At 48.4% G+C, this 16,220-nt stretch carries 19 protein-coding genes; 15 read left to right on the top strand and 4 right to left on the bottom strand.

Annotated elements, in window-relative coordinates:
- Positions 1-337 precede the first annotated feature (337 nt).
- From Q0277_RS04505 to Q0277_RS04490, 4 genes are all read right to left on the bottom strand, one after another.
- On the bottom strand, positions 338-628 hold the full coding sequence (locus Q0277_RS04505; protein ID WP_297996000.1) for a YciI family protein: 291 nt from the start codon (positions 626-628) through the stop codon (positions 338-340).
- A 79-nt stretch (positions 629-707) separates the two neighbouring features.
- Entirely contained in the window at positions 708-1,970 is a 1,263-nt protein-coding gene (locus Q0277_RS04500) for a ComEC/Rec2 family competence protein (protein ID WP_297995998.1), read from the bottom strand.
- Between the two features lie 122 nt (positions 1,971-2,092).
- Complete coding sequence (gene glnA, locus Q0277_RS04495; RefSeq protein WP_297881244.1) at positions 2,093-3,520, bottom strand: type I glutamate--ammonia ligase; 1,428 nt, start codon at positions 3,518-3,520, stop codon at positions 2,093-2,095.
- 198 nt (positions 3,521-3,718) lie between these two features.
- Positions 3,719-4,507, bottom strand: a complete 789-nt coding sequence (locus tag Q0277_RS04490) for a histidinol-phosphatase (protein ID WP_297995996.1) — start codon at positions 4,505-4,507, stop codon at positions 3,719-3,721.
- 71 nt (positions 4,508-4,578) lie between these two features.
- Between Q0277_RS04490 and Q0277_RS04485 the strand changes: the two genes are divergently transcribed.
- The 15 genes from Q0277_RS04485 to Q0277_RS04415 form a co-directional block, all read left to right on the top strand.
- Positions 4,579-5,841 (top strand): peptidase U32 family protein, encoded by a 1,263-nt coding sequence (locus tag Q0277_RS04485; protein WP_297995994.1) that lies wholly within the window; start codon positions 4,579-4,581, stop codon positions 5,839-5,841.
- Positions 5,838-6,338 (top strand): 5-(carboxyamino)imidazole ribonucleotide mutase, encoded by a 501-nt coding sequence (purE, locus tag Q0277_RS04480; protein ID WP_297995991.1) that lies wholly within the window; start codon positions 5,838-5,840, stop codon positions 6,336-6,338. The genes Q0277_RS04485 and purE overlap by 4 nt, the downstream gene beginning before the upstream one ends.
- 3 nt (positions 6,339-6,341) lie before the next feature.
- Positions 6,342-6,818, top strand: a complete 477-nt coding sequence (locus Q0277_RS04475) for a GyrI-like domain-containing protein (RefSeq protein WP_297995989.1) — start codon at positions 6,342-6,344, stop codon at positions 6,816-6,818.
- Between the two features lie 26 nt (positions 6,819-6,844).
- Positions 6,845-7,807: a glycine--tRNA ligase subunit alpha gene (gene glyQ / locus Q0277_RS04470; RefSeq protein ID WP_297995987.1), complete on the top strand. Its 963-nt coding sequence runs from the start codon at positions 6,845-6,847 to the stop codon at positions 7,805-7,807.
- 5 nt (positions 7,808-7,812) lie between these two features.
- The gene (locus Q0277_RS04465) at positions 7,813-8,535 is read left to right on the top strand and encodes a Nif3-like dinuclear metal center hexameric protein (protein WP_297995984.1); all 723 of its coding nucleotides are present in this window, start codon (positions 7,813-7,815) and stop codon (positions 8,533-8,535) included.
- Positions 8,536-8,544: 9 nt separating this feature from the next.
- The gene (locus tag Q0277_RS04460) at positions 8,545-9,252 is read left to right on the top strand and encodes a zinc ribbon domain-containing protein (RefSeq protein ID WP_297995982.1); all 708 of its coding nucleotides are present in this window, start codon (positions 8,545-8,547) and stop codon (positions 9,250-9,252) included.
- Positions 9,249-10,637 carry a 3-deoxy-D-manno-octulosonic acid transferase gene (locus tag Q0277_RS04455; RefSeq protein ID WP_297995980.1) on the top strand — a complete coding sequence of 463 codons (1,389 nt, stop codon included), beginning with the start codon at positions 9,249-9,251 and terminating at the stop codon, positions 10,635-10,637. Before Q0277_RS04460 ends, Q0277_RS04455 begins: the two co-directional genes overlap by 4 nt.
- A complete protein-coding gene (locus Q0277_RS04450) occupies positions 10,637-11,386 on the top strand; it encodes an RluA family pseudouridine synthase (RefSeq protein ID WP_297995979.1) in 750 nt (249 codons plus the stop codon). The genes Q0277_RS04455 and Q0277_RS04450 overlap by 1 nt, the downstream gene beginning before the upstream one ends.
- A 66-nt stretch (positions 11,387-11,452) precedes the next feature.
- Positions 11,453-12,793 carry a signal recognition particle protein gene (gene ffh, locus Q0277_RS04445; RefSeq protein ID WP_297995977.1) on the top strand — a complete coding sequence of 447 codons (1,341 nt, stop codon included), beginning with the start codon at positions 11,453-11,455 and terminating at the stop codon, positions 12,791-12,793.
- 78 nt (positions 12,794-12,871) lie between these two features.
- Positions 12,872-13,102 (top strand): 30S ribosomal protein S16, encoded by a 231-nt coding sequence (rpsP, locus tag Q0277_RS04440; RefSeq protein WP_005873159.1) that lies wholly within the window; start codon positions 12,872-12,874, stop codon positions 13,100-13,102.
- Position 13,103: 1 nt separating this feature from the next.
- Positions 13,104-13,346 carry a KH domain-containing protein gene (locus Q0277_RS04435; protein WP_005873158.1) on the top strand — a complete coding sequence of 81 codons (243 nt, stop codon included), beginning with the start codon at positions 13,104-13,106 and terminating at the stop codon, positions 13,344-13,346.
- On the top strand, positions 13,339-13,869 hold the full coding sequence (rimM, locus tag Q0277_RS04430) for a ribosome maturation factor RimM (protein WP_297995975.1): 531 nt from the start codon (positions 13,339-13,341) through the stop codon (positions 13,867-13,869). Before Q0277_RS04435 ends, rimM begins: the two co-directional genes overlap by 8 nt.
- Complete coding sequence (gene trmD, locus Q0277_RS04425) at positions 13,866-14,567, top strand: tRNA (guanosine(37)-N1)-methyltransferase TrmD (protein WP_297995972.1); 702 nt, start codon at positions 13,866-13,868, stop codon at positions 14,565-14,567. The genes rimM and trmD overlap by 4 nt, the downstream gene beginning before the upstream one ends.
- Positions 14,564-14,920 carry a 50S ribosomal protein L19 gene (gene rplS, locus Q0277_RS04420; RefSeq protein WP_005873155.1) on the top strand — a complete coding sequence of 119 codons (357 nt, stop codon included), beginning with the start codon at positions 14,564-14,566 and terminating at the stop codon, positions 14,918-14,920. Before trmD ends, rplS begins: the two co-directional genes overlap by 4 nt.
- A gap of 294 nt (positions 14,921-15,214) precedes the next feature.
- The coding region (locus Q0277_RS04415) for a BadF/BadG/BcrA/BcrD ATPase family protein (RefSeq protein ID WP_297995970.1) at positions 15,215-16,220 on the top strand (1,006 nt) is incomplete at its 3' end.

Below are 16,220 nucleotides of genomic sequence, written 5' to 3'. Positions count from 1 at the left end.
GCAGATAGGGGTATCTTTGCAGCGTCTGTTCGATTCGCCCCGCAAATTCCGTGGCGCCGGGCACGTCGTATTCGAAGCTGATCGCCGTTTGCTTTACGTAAGGCGCGTAAATTTCAAGCAGTGCCTCCGCATCTTGCGGCGTTGCGAGCCGCAGTTTTATCCGCATAAAATCTCCTTTAAATTTCGCCGTTTTGTATAATTTCGGTTTTAAGCTTATCTAAATTTACCGCTGCGACCGGCTTTTAAATTTAGCGGGAATTTTATCTCGCGCAAAACGGCTAAATTTCAGAGGCGTATTTTGAGCGCGTAAATTTTAAAATTTAACCCGCGCAAGCTTCTATTCGCCGAAAAGCCGCCAAAACTCGGGCGCAAATTTCGTCGGCGCGAATTCTATGATCTCATATTTTGCGACGCCGTTTTGAAAGAACGGATCTTGCGCGATGATCTCATCAAGCTCCGCGCGGTCTTTGGCGTTGATTAAGATGATGCCGCCGGTGCGAGGGACTTTGCGCCCCGAGCAGATAAATTTATTTGCCGCATAAAATCGGTCTAAAAACGCGTTGTGCTCGTTGATGAAGCGATCGATTTCGCTAATTTCTTTAACGTAGGTGAGGTTTGCAATAAACATTTTGATCCTTTGTGAGATTTGAAGCGCGATTTTAGCATAAAATTCCAACGGATAAAATTCCCACTGGAATTTTCGCGCGCTACGTTATAAAAAATATCGGCGAAATTCCGATTATCGCGCATGCAAGTGCCGCGTATTGAAGCTTAATCGCAGCAAGCGCGCAGATGTTTGCGAGCGCGAAAAGAAGCGGCGGAATTTGCGCCTGAAAGCTCGGTAGAGCAAAGTTTAAAAACGCAAGCAGCGGCGTATCGAGCGCGCCGCCGAGCCCGAATAGATGCAAAAAGATACTTAGCGGATAAAAGATCACAAACACGTATCCTAGCGGCATTACGCTAAGCTGCTGTAGCGAAGCGGTCGGGAAGAAAAAATAGACCGCCGCGTTCATGCTGAGCCAAACGTAGAGGTTGAAAAGTATGACGTTCTGCCAGAGCTTAAATTTAGGCGCGAAGTGGTGCAGGTAGAGGAAGATATACAGCACGCCGAGGCAGGAGAAATAAAATCCGATCGAAAAGGCCAGGTGTGGGAAAAACGCAAGCAGAAGCGCGATGGTGAGAAAGAGGTTCGTAAATTTAAGTACGTAGAAATTTCGCATCGCAAGGTAAAACCCCACGCAGCACATCGCAAGCGAGCGCAGAAAGCTCGGCGTAAAATCAAGCACGAAGAGATACCCGCTCATCAGCACGATCACAAAGACGCTAAGATCGCGCTTGGCGCTGCGATACGGAAAGTAGCGATCCTGAAAATAGCGGTAGATCGGCATTGCGAGCAGAAAGACCGTGCTAAAGATAATGCCCAGATGAAAGCCGCTGATCGAGATGATATGCGCTATGCCCCAGTTCGTCACGCTGGCGCGCAGCGGTTTTGAAATTTCGGTCGCAAAATACAGCGCGGAGTAAAGATCCGCCGTCATCTCATCTTCGTGCTGAGCGCGAACGAAGCTTATCGCGCGCCATTTTGCTCCGGAGGGCGCGGTCTCGGCTGAAATTTTAAAATTTGGCGCGTAAAAGCGCTGCTTTAAAAAATCTAAAAATTTTACGTTTTTCGTTACGATGCCGATATTTATGCGCGCGAAGCGGTGAAATTCCCGCCCGAGCCCGGCAGTCGTGTAGAGGGTGAAATCCGCCGTTTTGAGCTTTAGCACCGTGTAGGTGCGGCCGCGCTCGTTCGTTTTGGCGTAGGCGTTTAAAATTTGCGCGTCGTAAAAGGCGTAGTTTTTCGCGCGAAATTCTTTGAATTCATAAAATTTCACGCCTAAGTTTATCGATAAAATTCCAAGCAAAATGAGCAGAAAGTATAAAATTTCACGTTTGCGGTAAAAGAGTTGAAGCTTCACGGACGGCATTTAAGTTCGCGCATGCGGTAGAATTTTAAAAACTTTTGTGCGGCGAAATTTTAAAATTCCAAGGCCTTATGCCGCACTGCCCAGTCAAATTTTTCGGCATTGCGGCATAAGATAAGCCCGTCTTAGCACGAATAGTTCGTCGCAAACTCAAACGGCGTAGGGCGCGCCTCGTAAGGCCAAACCTGCGTTTCAAATTTGAAATGCTGATAGGTCTCGATAAAAAGCTCGCTCATTATCGGGCGCAGATACTCGTTGTCGCGGATCACCGCCTCTAGGCTGCCGCGAAGCGTGTGCGGAAGCTGCTCGATGCCGCGCTCGCGGATTTCATCCAGGTGCAGCTTGAATAAATTTTCATCCATCGGCCCCACCGGCTCGGTTTTGTTTTTGATACCGTCGATGCCCGCCATCAGCATCGCCGCAAACGCTAAATACGGGCACGCGGTGCTATCAGGAAAGCGCATCTCCGCGCGCACCGAGTGCTCGCCGCTGCCATAAGGGATGCGGATCGAAGCGGAGCGGTTTTGGCTCGAATAAGTTAGAATGGACGGCGCCTCAAAGCCGGGTATCAGGCGCTTGTAGCTGTTGGTGCTCGGGTTCGTAAACGCCGCGACGCTACGCGCATGCTTTAGCACGCCGCCGATATACCATCTCGCCGCGTCGCTTAAATTTGCGTAGTTGCCCTTTTTATAGAAGGTGTTTTTGCCCTTTTTCCAGATCGATTGGTGCACGTGCATTCCGCTGCCGTTATCGCCGTAGAGCGGCTTCGGCATAAAGGTCGCGGTCTTGCCGTTTAGGTGCGCGACCATCTTTACGACGTATTTGTATTTTTGCACGTTGTCGGCAGCCTCGACGAGAGTGCCGTATTTGACGCCGATCTCGCCCTGGCCTTGCGCTACTTCGTGGTGACAGATGAAGGTCTCAAGCCCGATCTGTTCAAGCACCTTTAGCATCTCGGCGCGCAGATCGACCATCGAATCGACGGGCTGGACGGGGAAGTAGCCGCCCTTTACGCCCGGGCGGTGGCCGCTATTAAAGCCGTCTTTGTAGTTTTTGCCGCTGTTCCAATGCCCCTCTTCGGTATCTACCTTAAACATCGCGCAGTTCATATCGTCGATGATCTTTACGTCGTCGAAAACGAAAAACTCATTCTCCGGTCCGAAGTAGCAGGTATCTCCAAGACCCGTGGTTTGCAGAAATTGCTCGGCTTTTTTGGCGATCGAGCGCGGGCATTTTTCGTAAAGCTCGTTTTTGTAGATGTCGTAAACGTCGCAGATGACGATGATCGTCACGTCAGCGGTGAATGGATCCAAAAACGCCGTTTGCACGTCGGGCTTTAGCATCATATCGGATTTATCGATCGGCTGCCACGCCGCTACCGAGCTCGCGTCAAATGGAATTCCGTCGGCGAAGTCCTTCGGCAAGCGCTTGTAGTTGTAAGCGACGTGGTGCCAGGTACCTTTTAGATCGGTAAATCTAAAATCCACGAACTCGACCTCATTTTCATCGCAAAATTTAAAAAATTCCTTCACGTCATTAACAAATTTTCCCATATTTTTTCCTTTTTTCCGCCCGTATTCGAGCTAAATTTAACGGCGGATTTTAACATTATTTAGTTGAAATTCGACTTTATCTGCGCCGTTTTGCGCGCCGCGATTTTTAAAATTTTACGCCGCCGAAGATTTTGAAATTTTAAAATTTCTCGCCGTCCGTGCCTTTTAAATTTAGCATAGAGCGGCTGCCGTTAAAATTTACGCCAGCTTTACAAACTGCCGCTCGCGATTTTTGAAAACGGCGATCTTATCGTAGCCAAACTCGCACGCTTTGGCGTAAATTTTATCGTAATTTAGCGCTACTTGAGCTACCGAGTGCGCGTCCGAGCTAAGCGTGATCGGCACGTCTGCATCCGCTAGCATCTGCAAAAGCGCGTCGCTTGGATAAATTTCATTCGCGGGCTTGCGAAGCCCCGCGGAGTTTAGCTCCACGACGATGCCGCTTTTTTTGATCGCATTTATCGCGCCGCCTGCTAAAACTCTGATATCTTTTTTCGGAGTAAATTTAAAAATTTTAATCAGATCCATATGCCCTAAAATGTCAAATTTTCCGCTTTTGCACAGCGCGCAGATCAGCGCAAAGTATTCGCGATAAACGTCGTCTATTTCGCGCCCGCTCCACTGATCTAAAAATTCCTCGTTATCAAAGCCCCAGTTGTTTAAAAAATGTACCGAACCGATGAGATAATCGAGCTTGCGCGCGAAAATCCGCTCATCCATTAGCTCTTTTTTCGTCATAAAATCGACCTCGTATCCCAGCCGCACGTCGATCCGCCCGCTAAACTCATCTCGCAGATCCCTAATCATCCGCTCGTAAAGCTCCATCTGCTCGAAGCTCATTCGGTATTTTTGATCGAAGTTCATCGGCGCGTGATCCGCAAAGCCGAAAATTTCTATGCCTCGTGCGACCGCCGCTTCCAAATACTGTCGCGGCTCGCCGCTAGCGTGGTTGCAAAGATAGGTGTGGTTGTGCAGATCGGCTCGCATCAACTGCTCCTTAAATAAAATTTTGGCTAAATTGTAGTAAAATCGCGCTTAAAAAATCACTAGGAATGTATTTGAAAAAACCCGAACTCTTAGCTCCTGCTGGGAATTTAACGAAACTAAAAATCGCCCTGGCTTACGGCGCGGACGCCGTGTATGCAAGCACGGGCTCATTTTCGCTACGCCAACGAAGCGCGAAGGAATTTAGCAAGGAAAGCTTCGCGCAGGGCGTCGCATACGCGCACGAGCGCGGCAAGAAGCTCTACGCGACCGTAAACGGCTTTGCGACCAACGGCCAGCTAGGAAACATCGAAAGGCATTTGGAATTTCTTCGCGATCTGCGCGTGGATGGAATTTTAATCGCCACTTTGGGCGTTGCGAGCCTCGCTCGAGCCGTAGCGCCTGAGATTCCGATTCACGTCTCTACCCAAGCCAACGTGCTAAATTATCTGGATGCGCAGGTTTGGGCGGAGCTCGGCGCCGTTCGCATCGTCGCAGCGCGCGAAATGACGCTCAAAGACGCTATAGAGATCAAAGATAAAATTCCAAACTTAGAGATCGAAATTTTCGTGCACGGCTCGATGTGTTTCGCATACAGCGGGCGCTGTCTCGTAAGCGCGGTGCAAAGCGGACGCTTCAGCAACCGCGGAAGCTGCGCGAACGACTGTAGATTTAACTATGAGCTTTATGCGAAAAATCCCGAAACCAGCGCGCTTTTCCGCTTGCAAGAGCGCGAAGGAGAGGGCACTTTCGTAATGAACGCGAAGGATCTTAGCCTCATTTCGCATGTGCAAAAGATCATGCAAACGGGTGCGATCGACAGCTTCAAAATCGAAGGGCGCACCAAGAGCGAATACTACGTCGCATGCGCCACGAACGCCTACCGCGCGGCGATCGACGATGCCGCGAGCGATAAATTTGAGGCCCGTGTTTACGAGCGCGAGATTGCGACGCTTAAAAACCGCGGCTTTAGCGACGGATATTTGATAAAGCGCCCGTACGAGCGCGCCGATACGCAAAATTTAGACCGCAGCATCGAGCTTGGCACTCATCAGGTCTGCGCGATTTCGCAGGACGGCGAGTTTATAAGCGTCAAAGATAAAATTTTGCCAGGCGTTTCGTATGAAATTTTCGCTCCGCGCGGCTTTGAAATTTGCCCTTGCGATAATGAAATTGGCGAAATTTTTGAGCTTGACGGCAAGCCATATTTAAAATTTAAGAAGCTGCAAAGCCGCAGCGGTAAGGAATTTAGCGAGATTCACAGCGGCAATCTAAATGAGATTAAGCTGCCTGCGAAGCTCGCGGATTTTTGCTTTTTAAGAAAGGAGATAGGATGAAATTTGTTTCTATAATAATGGGCTCAAAGAGCGATTACGAGGTCGTTTACGAGGCGGCTAAAATTTTAAATGAATTTGGCGCGGCGTACGAGATGATCGTATCTTCGGCGCACCGAAGCCCCGCCCGTACGGCCAAATACGTCGCGGACGCCGAGAAAAAGGGCGCGCAGGTTTTCATCTGCGCGGCGGGCATGGCGGCGCATCTTGCGGGCGCGGTCGCTGCGAATACGACCAAGCCGGTGCTTGGCGTCCCGCTCGGCGGTAGCGCGCTTAGCGGCGTAGATGCGCTGTATTCGACCGTGCAGATGCCTGCGGGTATCCCCGTCGCGACGCTTGCGATCGGCAAGGCGGGCGCAAAAAACGCGGCGTATCTAGCGGTGCAAATTTTAGCTTTAAGCGACGAGGTGCTAAGCTCGAAGCTAAAGGCGGATCGCGCGGCAAAAGCGGAGGCGCTGAAAAAGGACTCCGAGCAGATCGAAGTGCTGCTTGAAGATTAATCTATGAAAATTTTAAAATTGAGCGAAGGCTTTGAAATTTGTGGGCTAAAGGCTCGCACGAATAACGCAGATGAGATTAGCGGGCGAGGGGTGATCGCAAATTTGTGGGGCGAGTTTTTAAAATTTAACGCTAGCAGAAGCAGCGCCGAGAAAAACGAAATTTATGCTGCGTATTACGACTATGAAAACGGCGCACAGGGCGAATACTCCATGCTAATAGGCACTTGCTCGCAGGAGAGGCGCTATAAAGAAAGCCACGACGAAGCTTGCAAATCCATAAATCAGTGCCGCAAAAATGAGCACGATGAAACCTGCGAAAAATTATGTATCGAAGCGGGCGATTACGCGGTTTTTGATTTTGCGAACGAGCCTACGAGAGCTGGTGAATACTGGACCGGAATTTGGAAATTTTTTGAAAGCTCAAAACTTCAAAGAGCCTTTAAAACGGACTTTGAAAAGCGCTTGGAAGATAAAATTTAAATTTACATATCGATAAAAGGATAAAAATGACGTTTTCACAGATTATTTTGACGCTTCAAAACTACTGGCACGAGCAGGGCTGCTTGCTCGTTCAGCCCTACGATATGCCCGCAGGCGCAGGCACCTATCATCAGGCTACCTTTTTGCGCAGCTTAGGAAGTAAGCCGTGGCGCGCTGCATACGTCGCGCCCTCGCGTCGCCCAACAGACGGGCGCTACGGCGAAAACCCAAACCGCCTCGGCGCGTATTATCAGTTTCAGGTGATCTTAAAACCGAGCCCGGATAATATCCAAGAGCTCTATCTAAAAAGTTTGGAAAAGCTCGGGCTAGATCTTAAAAGCCACGATATCCGCTTCGTAGAAGACAACTGGGAGAGCCCGACGCTAGGAGCCTGGGGGCTTGGCTGGGAGGTTTGGCTGGACGGCATGGAGGTGACGCAGTTTACCTATTTTCAGCAGGTAGGCGGTATCACGTGCGAGCTAATTAGCGGCGAGATCACCTACGGGCTTGAGCGCTTGGCGATGTATCTGCAAAACAAAGGCGACGTTTACGACATTGTCTGGGACGATAAAGCGGGGCTAGTAACCTACGGCGATGTGCATAAAAGGGGCGAGTTCGAGTTTAGCAAATACAACTTTGAGCTTGCGGACACCGCGATGCTTTTTAATCAGTTTGAAAACTGTTTCGGCGAGTGCAAAAGTATCCTAAAGTACGGTCTGGCGCTTCCTGCGTATGACTACTGCATGCTCGCGGCGCACACGTTCAACGTCCTTGACGCGCGCGGCGCGATCTCGGTCACGCAGAGGCAGGATTATATTTTAAAGATCCGCGATCTTGCCAAAAACTGCGCGCTTTGCTACGCAGATCCGCAAAAATATGTCGCCGAGCTTTGCGGCACGGCGGGCGCAAATTTAAAAAACGCTCACGGCAAGCAAAACGCTCACGGCAAGCAAAACGCCGCAGACAAAGCGGATGAAAGCGCAAAGTAGGATTTATGAAAACGGGCGAAATTTATGAAATTTTAAACGCCGCCGCGCCCTTTTGCGACGCTGAGGCGTGGGATAATAGCGGGCTAATGCTCGGAAACTTGGATGATGAAATTTCAAAAATCTATCTAAGCCTCGACGTTACTAGCGAGCTGGTACGCGAGGCGGAGGCAGGCTCGCTTTTCGTGGTGCACCACCCGCTGATTTTTAGCCCGCTAAAATCGCTCGATCCGCGGCTATATCCTGCAAATTTGATCTATGAGATGATCCGCAAAAACATCTCTCTCATCGCGATGCATACGAACTTTGACAAGCACGTTTTAAACGGGTTCGTAGCGCACGAAATTTTAAAATTTGAAATTACGGGCGAGCGGGATTTTTTGGTTTTCATGCGCGCGGATTTGAGCTTTGAGCAGCTGTGCGCACAGATAAAGCGCAAGCTTGGCATCGAGCATCTGCGCGCCGTAAAGACGAAAAATTTTATCCGAAATATCGCGCTTTGCACCGGCAGCGGAAGCGAACTAAATCAAAGCTTAGGTGTGGATTGCTTTATCACGGGCGATATAAAATATCACGCCGCGCTTCAAAATTTAGAAAACGGCGTGAGTTTGATCGACATAAATCATTTTGAAAGTGAGCGCTATTTTGGGCGCGCGCTCACACCTTTCTTGCAAAAAAGCGAAATTGAAGTTATAATAAGCGAGCAAAAAAATCCATTTACGTATTATTAAAGGAAGAAGATGAACAAATATTTAAGCCAATTGGTAGAGCTTTGCGAATTCGATAAGCAGCTGGACGGATTTAAGCCTAAAATCGAGGCCGCACAGGAGAAGCTGAGTAAAAAAAGCACTGAAATAAACGGCGCGAAGGAACAGATCGAAACTCTAAATTCGGAGATCGCCGAGCTAAAATCTCAAATTTTACAAGCAAACGCGCAGCTGAGCGCCTTTTCGTCCAAGCTAAAAAGCACGGGTAAAAAAAGCGGCGCGGCAAAGACTGAAAAAGAGATCAAAGCCCTTAGCGTCGAAGAGGATATCGCAAAAGAGCAGCTCGAAGCCACAAACGAGGAGATCGAAAGGCTAGAAAAGATCGTGGCCGCAAAGGAAGCGCTCGTAAAAGAGCAGAGCGAGAAGCAAGAGGCATTTGAAGCCGAGCTAAAAAGCTTACAGGAGCAGGTAAGCGCCGAGATGGGCGAGGTCGAGGTCGCTCGCGGCGCGATCTACGCCAAGCGCGATAAACTAATGCAGGCGATGAATCCAAAAACCGTCTCATTCTACGAAAAGATCCGCAAGTGGGCGGGCAATACGGCGGTCTCGCCGGTGCGTAAACAGGCCTGCTACGGCTGCTTTATGCGCATAAGCGACAAGACCTATTCTGCGGTCATCAAAAGCGACGACATCGTAACCTGCCCGTATTGCGGCAGAATTTTATATAAAGAAGCCGAGTGATCTACACCGCCTTGGCGTTTTTGGCGTGGCTCGTCGCTGCGCCTTTTATTTTTATCCTAAGCTTTAAAAAAAAATACCGCACGAGCCTGAAGGCGCGATTTTTTCTATACAAAAACCCTAAATTTAGCCCCGCCGCGGTACACTTTCACGCCTGCAGCCTGGGCGAAGTAAACGCTCTTGCGCCGTTAATTTCTAAATTTGAGAGTGTCGCGCTTAGCACGACCACGCAGACGGGCTTCGGTGCGGCGTGCGCGCTTACGCCGAACTCTCGCTACCTGCCGTTTGAGAACTGGCTTCCGTTTTGGCTTGCGGGCAGCCGCGTGCTGGTGATTTTTGAAGCGGAGCTGTGGCTAAATTTGATCCGTTCCGCCAAGGCGCGCGGAAGCTACGTGATCCTGCTAAATGCGCGCATTAGCGACCGATCGTATGCGAGTTATCTGCGTTTTAAGCTTTATTATCGCAAAGCGTTTGAAAATATCGATCTGGTGCTTGCGCAAAGCGAGCTTGATGCGGCGCGGCTGCGGGAGCTCGGCGCAAAAAATATAAAGGTCGCGGGCAACGTGAAAAGCGCAAATATCGCCGTTGCGACGAAGGACTATTCTGCCGCGTCCGCAAATAACTTCGTGCTTACGATCTCAAACACCCACGAGGGTGAAGAGGAGCTCATTTTATCGAATTTAAACGATTTTATAAAATTTCGCAGCTCGCAGAGTGTTCTCGAAAAATACCCGCGCACAATGGGCTCTCATGGCGATAGGAGCTTGTCTGTGGCTGAGCTTCGCGACAAGCAGGGCTCGACCGAGCCGGTAAATTTAAACGTAACTTCTTTGGATGCGGCGAGCTTAAGCGACGCTTCGTCCGCCGTGCCGAATACGGCGCCTTTAAACGGCACGTCTTTAAATTCTACCGCACGGAACGCGGCAGCTTCAATAACTACGCCGCAAAAGCTAAAAATCATCCTGGCGCCGAGGCACCCGGAGCGCTTCGAAAAGGTATGTGAAATTTGCAAGGCTTGGGCGCGCGAGCACGGGCTTAGCTTTGAGCGATTTAGCGACAGCGCAGGACTTGAAAGTGATTTTATCTTGCTCGATGCCTTTGGCGAGCTAGCGAATTTTTATAAAATTTCAAACGTCGTGATCTTGGGCGGTAGCTTTTTGCGCAATATCGGCGGACATAGCCCGATTGAGGCGGCGAGCTTCGGCGTACCGATCATCAGCGGGCGATTTTTTCATAATCAAAAGGCGCTGTACGCGCTCGTGCAAAATATCGCTCTGTGCGACGCGAATGAAATTTCAAACGCTTTAAAAGAGCCGCTAAAGGGCACGCGGATAGATAAAATTTGCGATCTGCAAGAGATAGAAAATTTAATCAAGGAAAGAATTTAATGCAAGAAAAAGCCTACAAACTACTGGCGGCGCAGGAAAATATCTCGCACAATGAAGCTAAAGCCCTCATCGACGCGGGGCTTGTGAGCGCGCGCGGCGCAAAGATCGCTCTAGCGCGCGAGATGCTCGGCGAAAATGTTAAATTTAGCGTGATGAAGCCCGCAAAACCCGCGATCATTTACGAGGATGAGAACGTTTTGGCGGTCAATAAGCCGCCCTTTATGAGCAGCGAAAATTTGGAAAAAATCTATAAATTTGGGCTTCTAAACCGTCTGGATAAGGAGACTAGCGGCGTCGTGCTGCTATATAAGAACGAGGAATTTCGTGAGGCGGCGATTGCGGAGTTTAAAAATTTGCGTGTGAAGAAAAGCTACATCGCGATCGTGAAGGGGATCGTGAGCGAAGAGATGAAATTTGACGAGCCCATTTTGACGATAAAAACTAGAAGCGGCGCGTTTTCTAAAATTTCGCCAAACGGCAAGAGCGCATTTAGCGAGGTTTATCCGCTTATGGTAAGCGGCAAAAAATCGCTCGTGAAGGTGCGGATCGAGACGGGCAGGACGCATCAGATCCGCGTGCATCTAGCAAATGCAGGATTCGGCGTAATAGGCGATGAAAAATACGCTAAAAGTCGCGCGAAGCGGATGTTTTTGCACTCGTACGAGACCGAAATTTTGGGGCTAAAATTTAAAGCTCCGCTAGGTAAAAGCTTCAACGAATTCGGCTTTGAAATTCCTAAAGAGCTCTGATATTCAATGGCTTTTAAGTTAATTTTAGGTAACATCGCAAGTTTAAAAATTTTATAAGGGATCAAAGTGTTTGAGATCATAAGCGAGTCGTTTAAAAACGCGGTCAATAAATTAAAAACAATCGATGACGAAAAAGCTTTAAAAAACGCCTTGGAGACGCTAAAAAAGGCGCTTTTAAAGGCCGACGTGCACCACAAAGTCGTAAAGGATTTTTTGGCGCTCGTCGAAGCTGATCTTCGTATCGGTACGATAGGGCAGAAGCCGTTTTTGCAGTCCATCAAGACAAATTTGACTAAAATTTTAACGGCGCCTAGGGGCAGCAGTCAGGGGTTTGTATTTGCCGGCACGCCTCCTACGGTAGCTTTGATGACGGGACTTCAAGGAAGCGGAAAATCCACAAGCACGATAAAACTTGCAAACTATCTGAAACTTCGTAAAAAAAAGGTCTTGGTCGCAGCATGCGACTTGCAGCGCCTAGCTGCGGTCGAGCAGCTCCGCCAGCTGTGCGAGGCGAATGAGATCGAGCTGTTTTTCATCGAGGGCGAGAGCGATCCGTTAAGGGTTGCGGAAAAAGCGCTAAGCAAGGCTAAGAGCGGGCTTTATGACGTACTGCTCGTAGATACGGCAGGACGTCTTGCGATCGATGAGGCGCTTATGGCACAGCTTGCGGAGATGAAAAAAGCTCTAAATCCGCATGAAATTTTTTACGTAGCGGACGCTATGAGCGGTCAAGACGGCATTAAAACGGCCGCTAAATTTGATGAAATTTTAGGCCTTACGGGCGTGATCTTAAGCAAATTTGACGCAGATACCAAAGGCGGCGTAGCTCTTGGTATCGCGCAGCAGCTTGGCATCCCGCTTCGCTTTATCGGAACCGGCGAGAAAGTGGCCGATTTGGAGGGCTTTATACCCGATAGAATTACAGGTCGCATTATGGGTGAGGGCGATTTAGCGACGTTAGCCGAGAAAACAAGCGCCGTCTTCGACGAAAGAGAAGCCAAGGCTCTAAACAAAAAGATCAAAAAAGGCGAGTTTAATTTTAATGATTTCGTAAATCAGCTCGAAAGCGTGAAAAAGCTCGGCAATATGAAAAATTTAATCGGCATGATCCCCGGGCTTTCCGGCATGGCAAATAAGATAAAAGATATCGATTTGGAAAACTCAAAAGAGATACTTCATATCAAAGCGATGATCAATTCTATGACGCCGAAAGAGCGCGAAAATCCCGATCTGCTAAATAATTCGCGCAAGCGCAGACTTGCTGCTGGCGCAGGGCTTTCGCAGGTGGAAGTAAACCGCTTTTTAAAGCAGTTCGCGGGCGCTTCGAAGCTTGCGAAAAAATTTTCGGGCAAGGGCGGCATGCAGGGGCTTGCCTCGATCGCTCAAAGGCAAAATTTACCGAGATAGCCTCTCGGTAGAGTTTGCAGATGTTTAAGTTTTAGCCATCTGCAAGTTCTAAAACTTACAAAAATTTAAGGAGAAAAAATGGCAACAGTTGTTAGGCTTACAAGAATCGGAAGAAAGAAGCAGCCTTTTTACCGCATCGTGGTAACGGATAGCAGGAAAAGACGCGACGGCGGCTTCATCGAGACGATCGGCTTTTACAATCCGCTAAAAGATAGCGATAATATCAAATTCGACGCGGAGCGTTTGGCATACTGGAAGAGCGTAGGCGCGAAGTTAAGCGATAGGGTCGCTCAAATCACAAGCAAATAAAATGGTAGAAAATTTTATAAAAGAATACGCAAAGTTGATCGCCGACTACCCGCAGTCCGTTTCTACGCAAAAGCGGGTCGGTGAGAACTTTACCGAGATCATCGTCTATGCCGACAAGGCCGATACCGGCAAACTCATCGGCAAGGACGGCAAAATGATAAACGCCATAAAGACCGTCATCATCGGCTACAAAGCAAAAGATCCGATCAATTATAAAATTACCGTCAAAGCCAAAGATGCCTGATGATCTTTTAGAGGTCGCAAAGCTCGGTCGGACTATCGGTCTAAAGGGCGCGGTTAAAATTTTCGATCGCAGCGATTTCCCCTCTCAGTTTAAAAAAGGCGCCAAATTTTATCTGCGAAACGGCGAAATTTTAGAAATTCTATCCTTTAGCGGCGCAAATTCTAGCGCTATTTTTAAAAATTACGAAAGCGTAGAGGCAGCGGCAAATTTAACCAACCAGATCCTTTACCGTAGCGAAGAGGATACGCGGAAATTTTGCAAATTACAAAAGGGAGAGTTCTTTTACTTCGATATTATCGGGCTTGAAATTTATGAAGACGGCGCGGTTTTGGGGCGCGTAAAGGACATATCGCAGATCGGAAGCGGCTATCTTTTTGAGGTAGAAACGGATGAAAGCTTAATCTCGCAGGCTTTGCCGAAAGAATTTTTTATCCCCTACGTGGACGCCTATGTGAAAGAAATTTCGCTTAGCGAGCGTAAAATTTTTACGCAAAACGCCCGCGCGATTTTGGAAAACTCATGAATTTTATCTTCGTTTCGCTGTTTGAAAATCTTATCGCGCCGTATTTTGAGGACTCGATTTTAAAGCGCGCGGTCGATAAGAAAATAATCTCGACGCATTTTTTTAACCCGCGAAATTTCACGACAAATCGGTATAAAAAGGTAGATGATTATATGATCGGCGGCGGCGCGGGGCTTTTGATCGGCACGGAGCCGCTTGCCGGAACGATCGAACGCGTAAGAGCTAAATTTAAAAACGCCAAGTTTATCTACCTCTCGCCCGCCGGTAAAAAATTTAACCAAAACGATGCCAAGCGTCTAAGCGGCGAAGAGAGCCTATGCTTTATCTGCGGGCGCTACGAGGGGATCGATGAGCGCATAGTCGAAAGGTATGTAGATGAAATTTTTTGTATCGGCGATTTCGTTCTTACCGGAGGCGAGCTCGGCGCGCTTTGTATGTGCGATGCGATAAGTCGCAACATAAAGGGCGTTTTGGGCAACGAAAGCTCGCTTGTCGAAGAAAGCTTTGAAGGCGGAATTTTAGAGGCGCCCGCATTTACAAAGCCTGATGTTTTTGAAAATTTACCTATAGTTTCAGAGTTTTTAAAGGGTAATCACGCTAAAATGCGCAGCTTAAAAAATCAAATGGCGCTATGCAAAACGAGGTTCTTCCGCCCGGATATGTACCGAAAGATCGCCAGAAATAAAGGAAATTTATGAAAAACAAGTATATCCAAGCGTTTGAGGACGCTCAGATCACAAGCAAAAGTGTGCCTGATTTCCGTGCCGGCGACACCTTAAAGGTAGCCATCAGGATCAAAGAGGGTGATAAGAGCAGAATTCAAAATTTTGAAGGTACCTGCATTGCGCGGCGTGGAAATGGCGTCAGCGAGACCTTCATCATTCGCAAGATAGGCGCAAATAGCGTCGGCGTAGAGAGAATTTTCCCGATCTACAGCGAAAGCATAGAAAGCATCGAGGTTCTAAGAAAAGGACGCGTTCGCCGCGCGAAGCTATTTTACCTACGCGACAGACGCGGTAAAGCGGCTAAAATCAAAGAGCTTCGAAAATAATCCTTTAAATTTATGCTTCCCAATTCAAAAGGAAGCTCTTTTTATAATGCGCGAGATTTTAAAAAATTTCGCGCAAAATCTACTCGCATTAAATCTAAAATTTTACAACTTTTCCATTAAAATTTTTAATTTTAAACTGCCTAAAAATCGACTTTTTCTATAGAAAAAGATAAAATATATCCTGATTTTATTTGCGTTTAAAAATATTACTATAAAATGCAAATTTTAATTTAGAAAGCTCGCGCTAAATTTGAGAATTCGGCCGAGTAAAATTTATTCAGTAAAGAGCGAGATGTGATTTTTTTAGGCATTGACGTAGGATCAACCACTGTTAAAACGGTAGTTTTAAACGAAAAATATGAAATTTTAAGCAAGAGCTACGAGCGGCATCTAGCAAAGCCCAAAGAGCTGGTGCTGGATAAAATTTTGCAAATCCAAAAAACCTATGCAGGCGAGCAATTCAGCGTCGCCATAGCGGGTTCGGCGGGCATGGGTATCGCCAAAAATTGTAAAATTCCGTTCGTCCAGGAGGTTTTTGCTACCTCGCTCGGCGTCAAACGGATGTTTCCAAAGACCGATGTCGTCATCGAGCTGGGCGGCGAGGATGCTAAAATTTTATTTCTCACGGGCGGACTTGAGGAGCGGATGAACGGCTCGTGCGCGGGCGGCACCGGTGCATTTATCGATCAGATGACCAACCTTTTGCATCTAGATATCACGGAGCTCGACCGCCTAAGCTTTGCGGCAAATAAAATTTATCCGATCGCCTCACGCTGCGGTGTGTTCGCCAAAAGCGACATTCAGCCGCTACTAAATCAGGGCGTTAGAAAAGAGGATATTTGCGCTAGTATCTACGCCGCGGTCGTCGAGCAGACGATCTCGGGGCTTGCGCAGGGTCGCGAAGTCAAGGGCAATATCCTATTCTTGGGCGGTCCGTTGTTTTTCCTAAAAGGTCTTCAGGCGCGCTTTAAAGAGGTGCTAAAGCTCACCGACGAAACCGCGACCTTTCCCGACATTGCGCCTTATTTTGTGGCTTACGGCAGCGCGCTGTATGCAAAAGATACGGGCGAGACGTTAAATTTAGAGGAGACGATCGCGCTTTTAAAAAAGGAGCCCGACAGGACCGCGCTGGAAGCCGAGCCGCCGCTTTTCAAAGACAGAGCGGAATTTGACGAGTTCACCGCTCGCCACGCCCGCGCAAGCGTGCCTAAGGTGGATATCCACACCTACAGCGGAGATGCGTATTTGGGCGTGGATTGCGGCAGCACTACGATCAAAGTCGTTTTGATGGGCGCAAACT

The organism is uncultured Campylobacter sp., assembly GCF_938030815.1.
Classification (GTDB): Bacteria; Campylobacterota; Campylobacteria; order Campylobacterales; family Campylobacteraceae; genus Campylobacter_B.
Note: the sequence above shows the minus strand (reverse complement) of the source record. Positions and strands in the feature narration are given on the sequence as shown.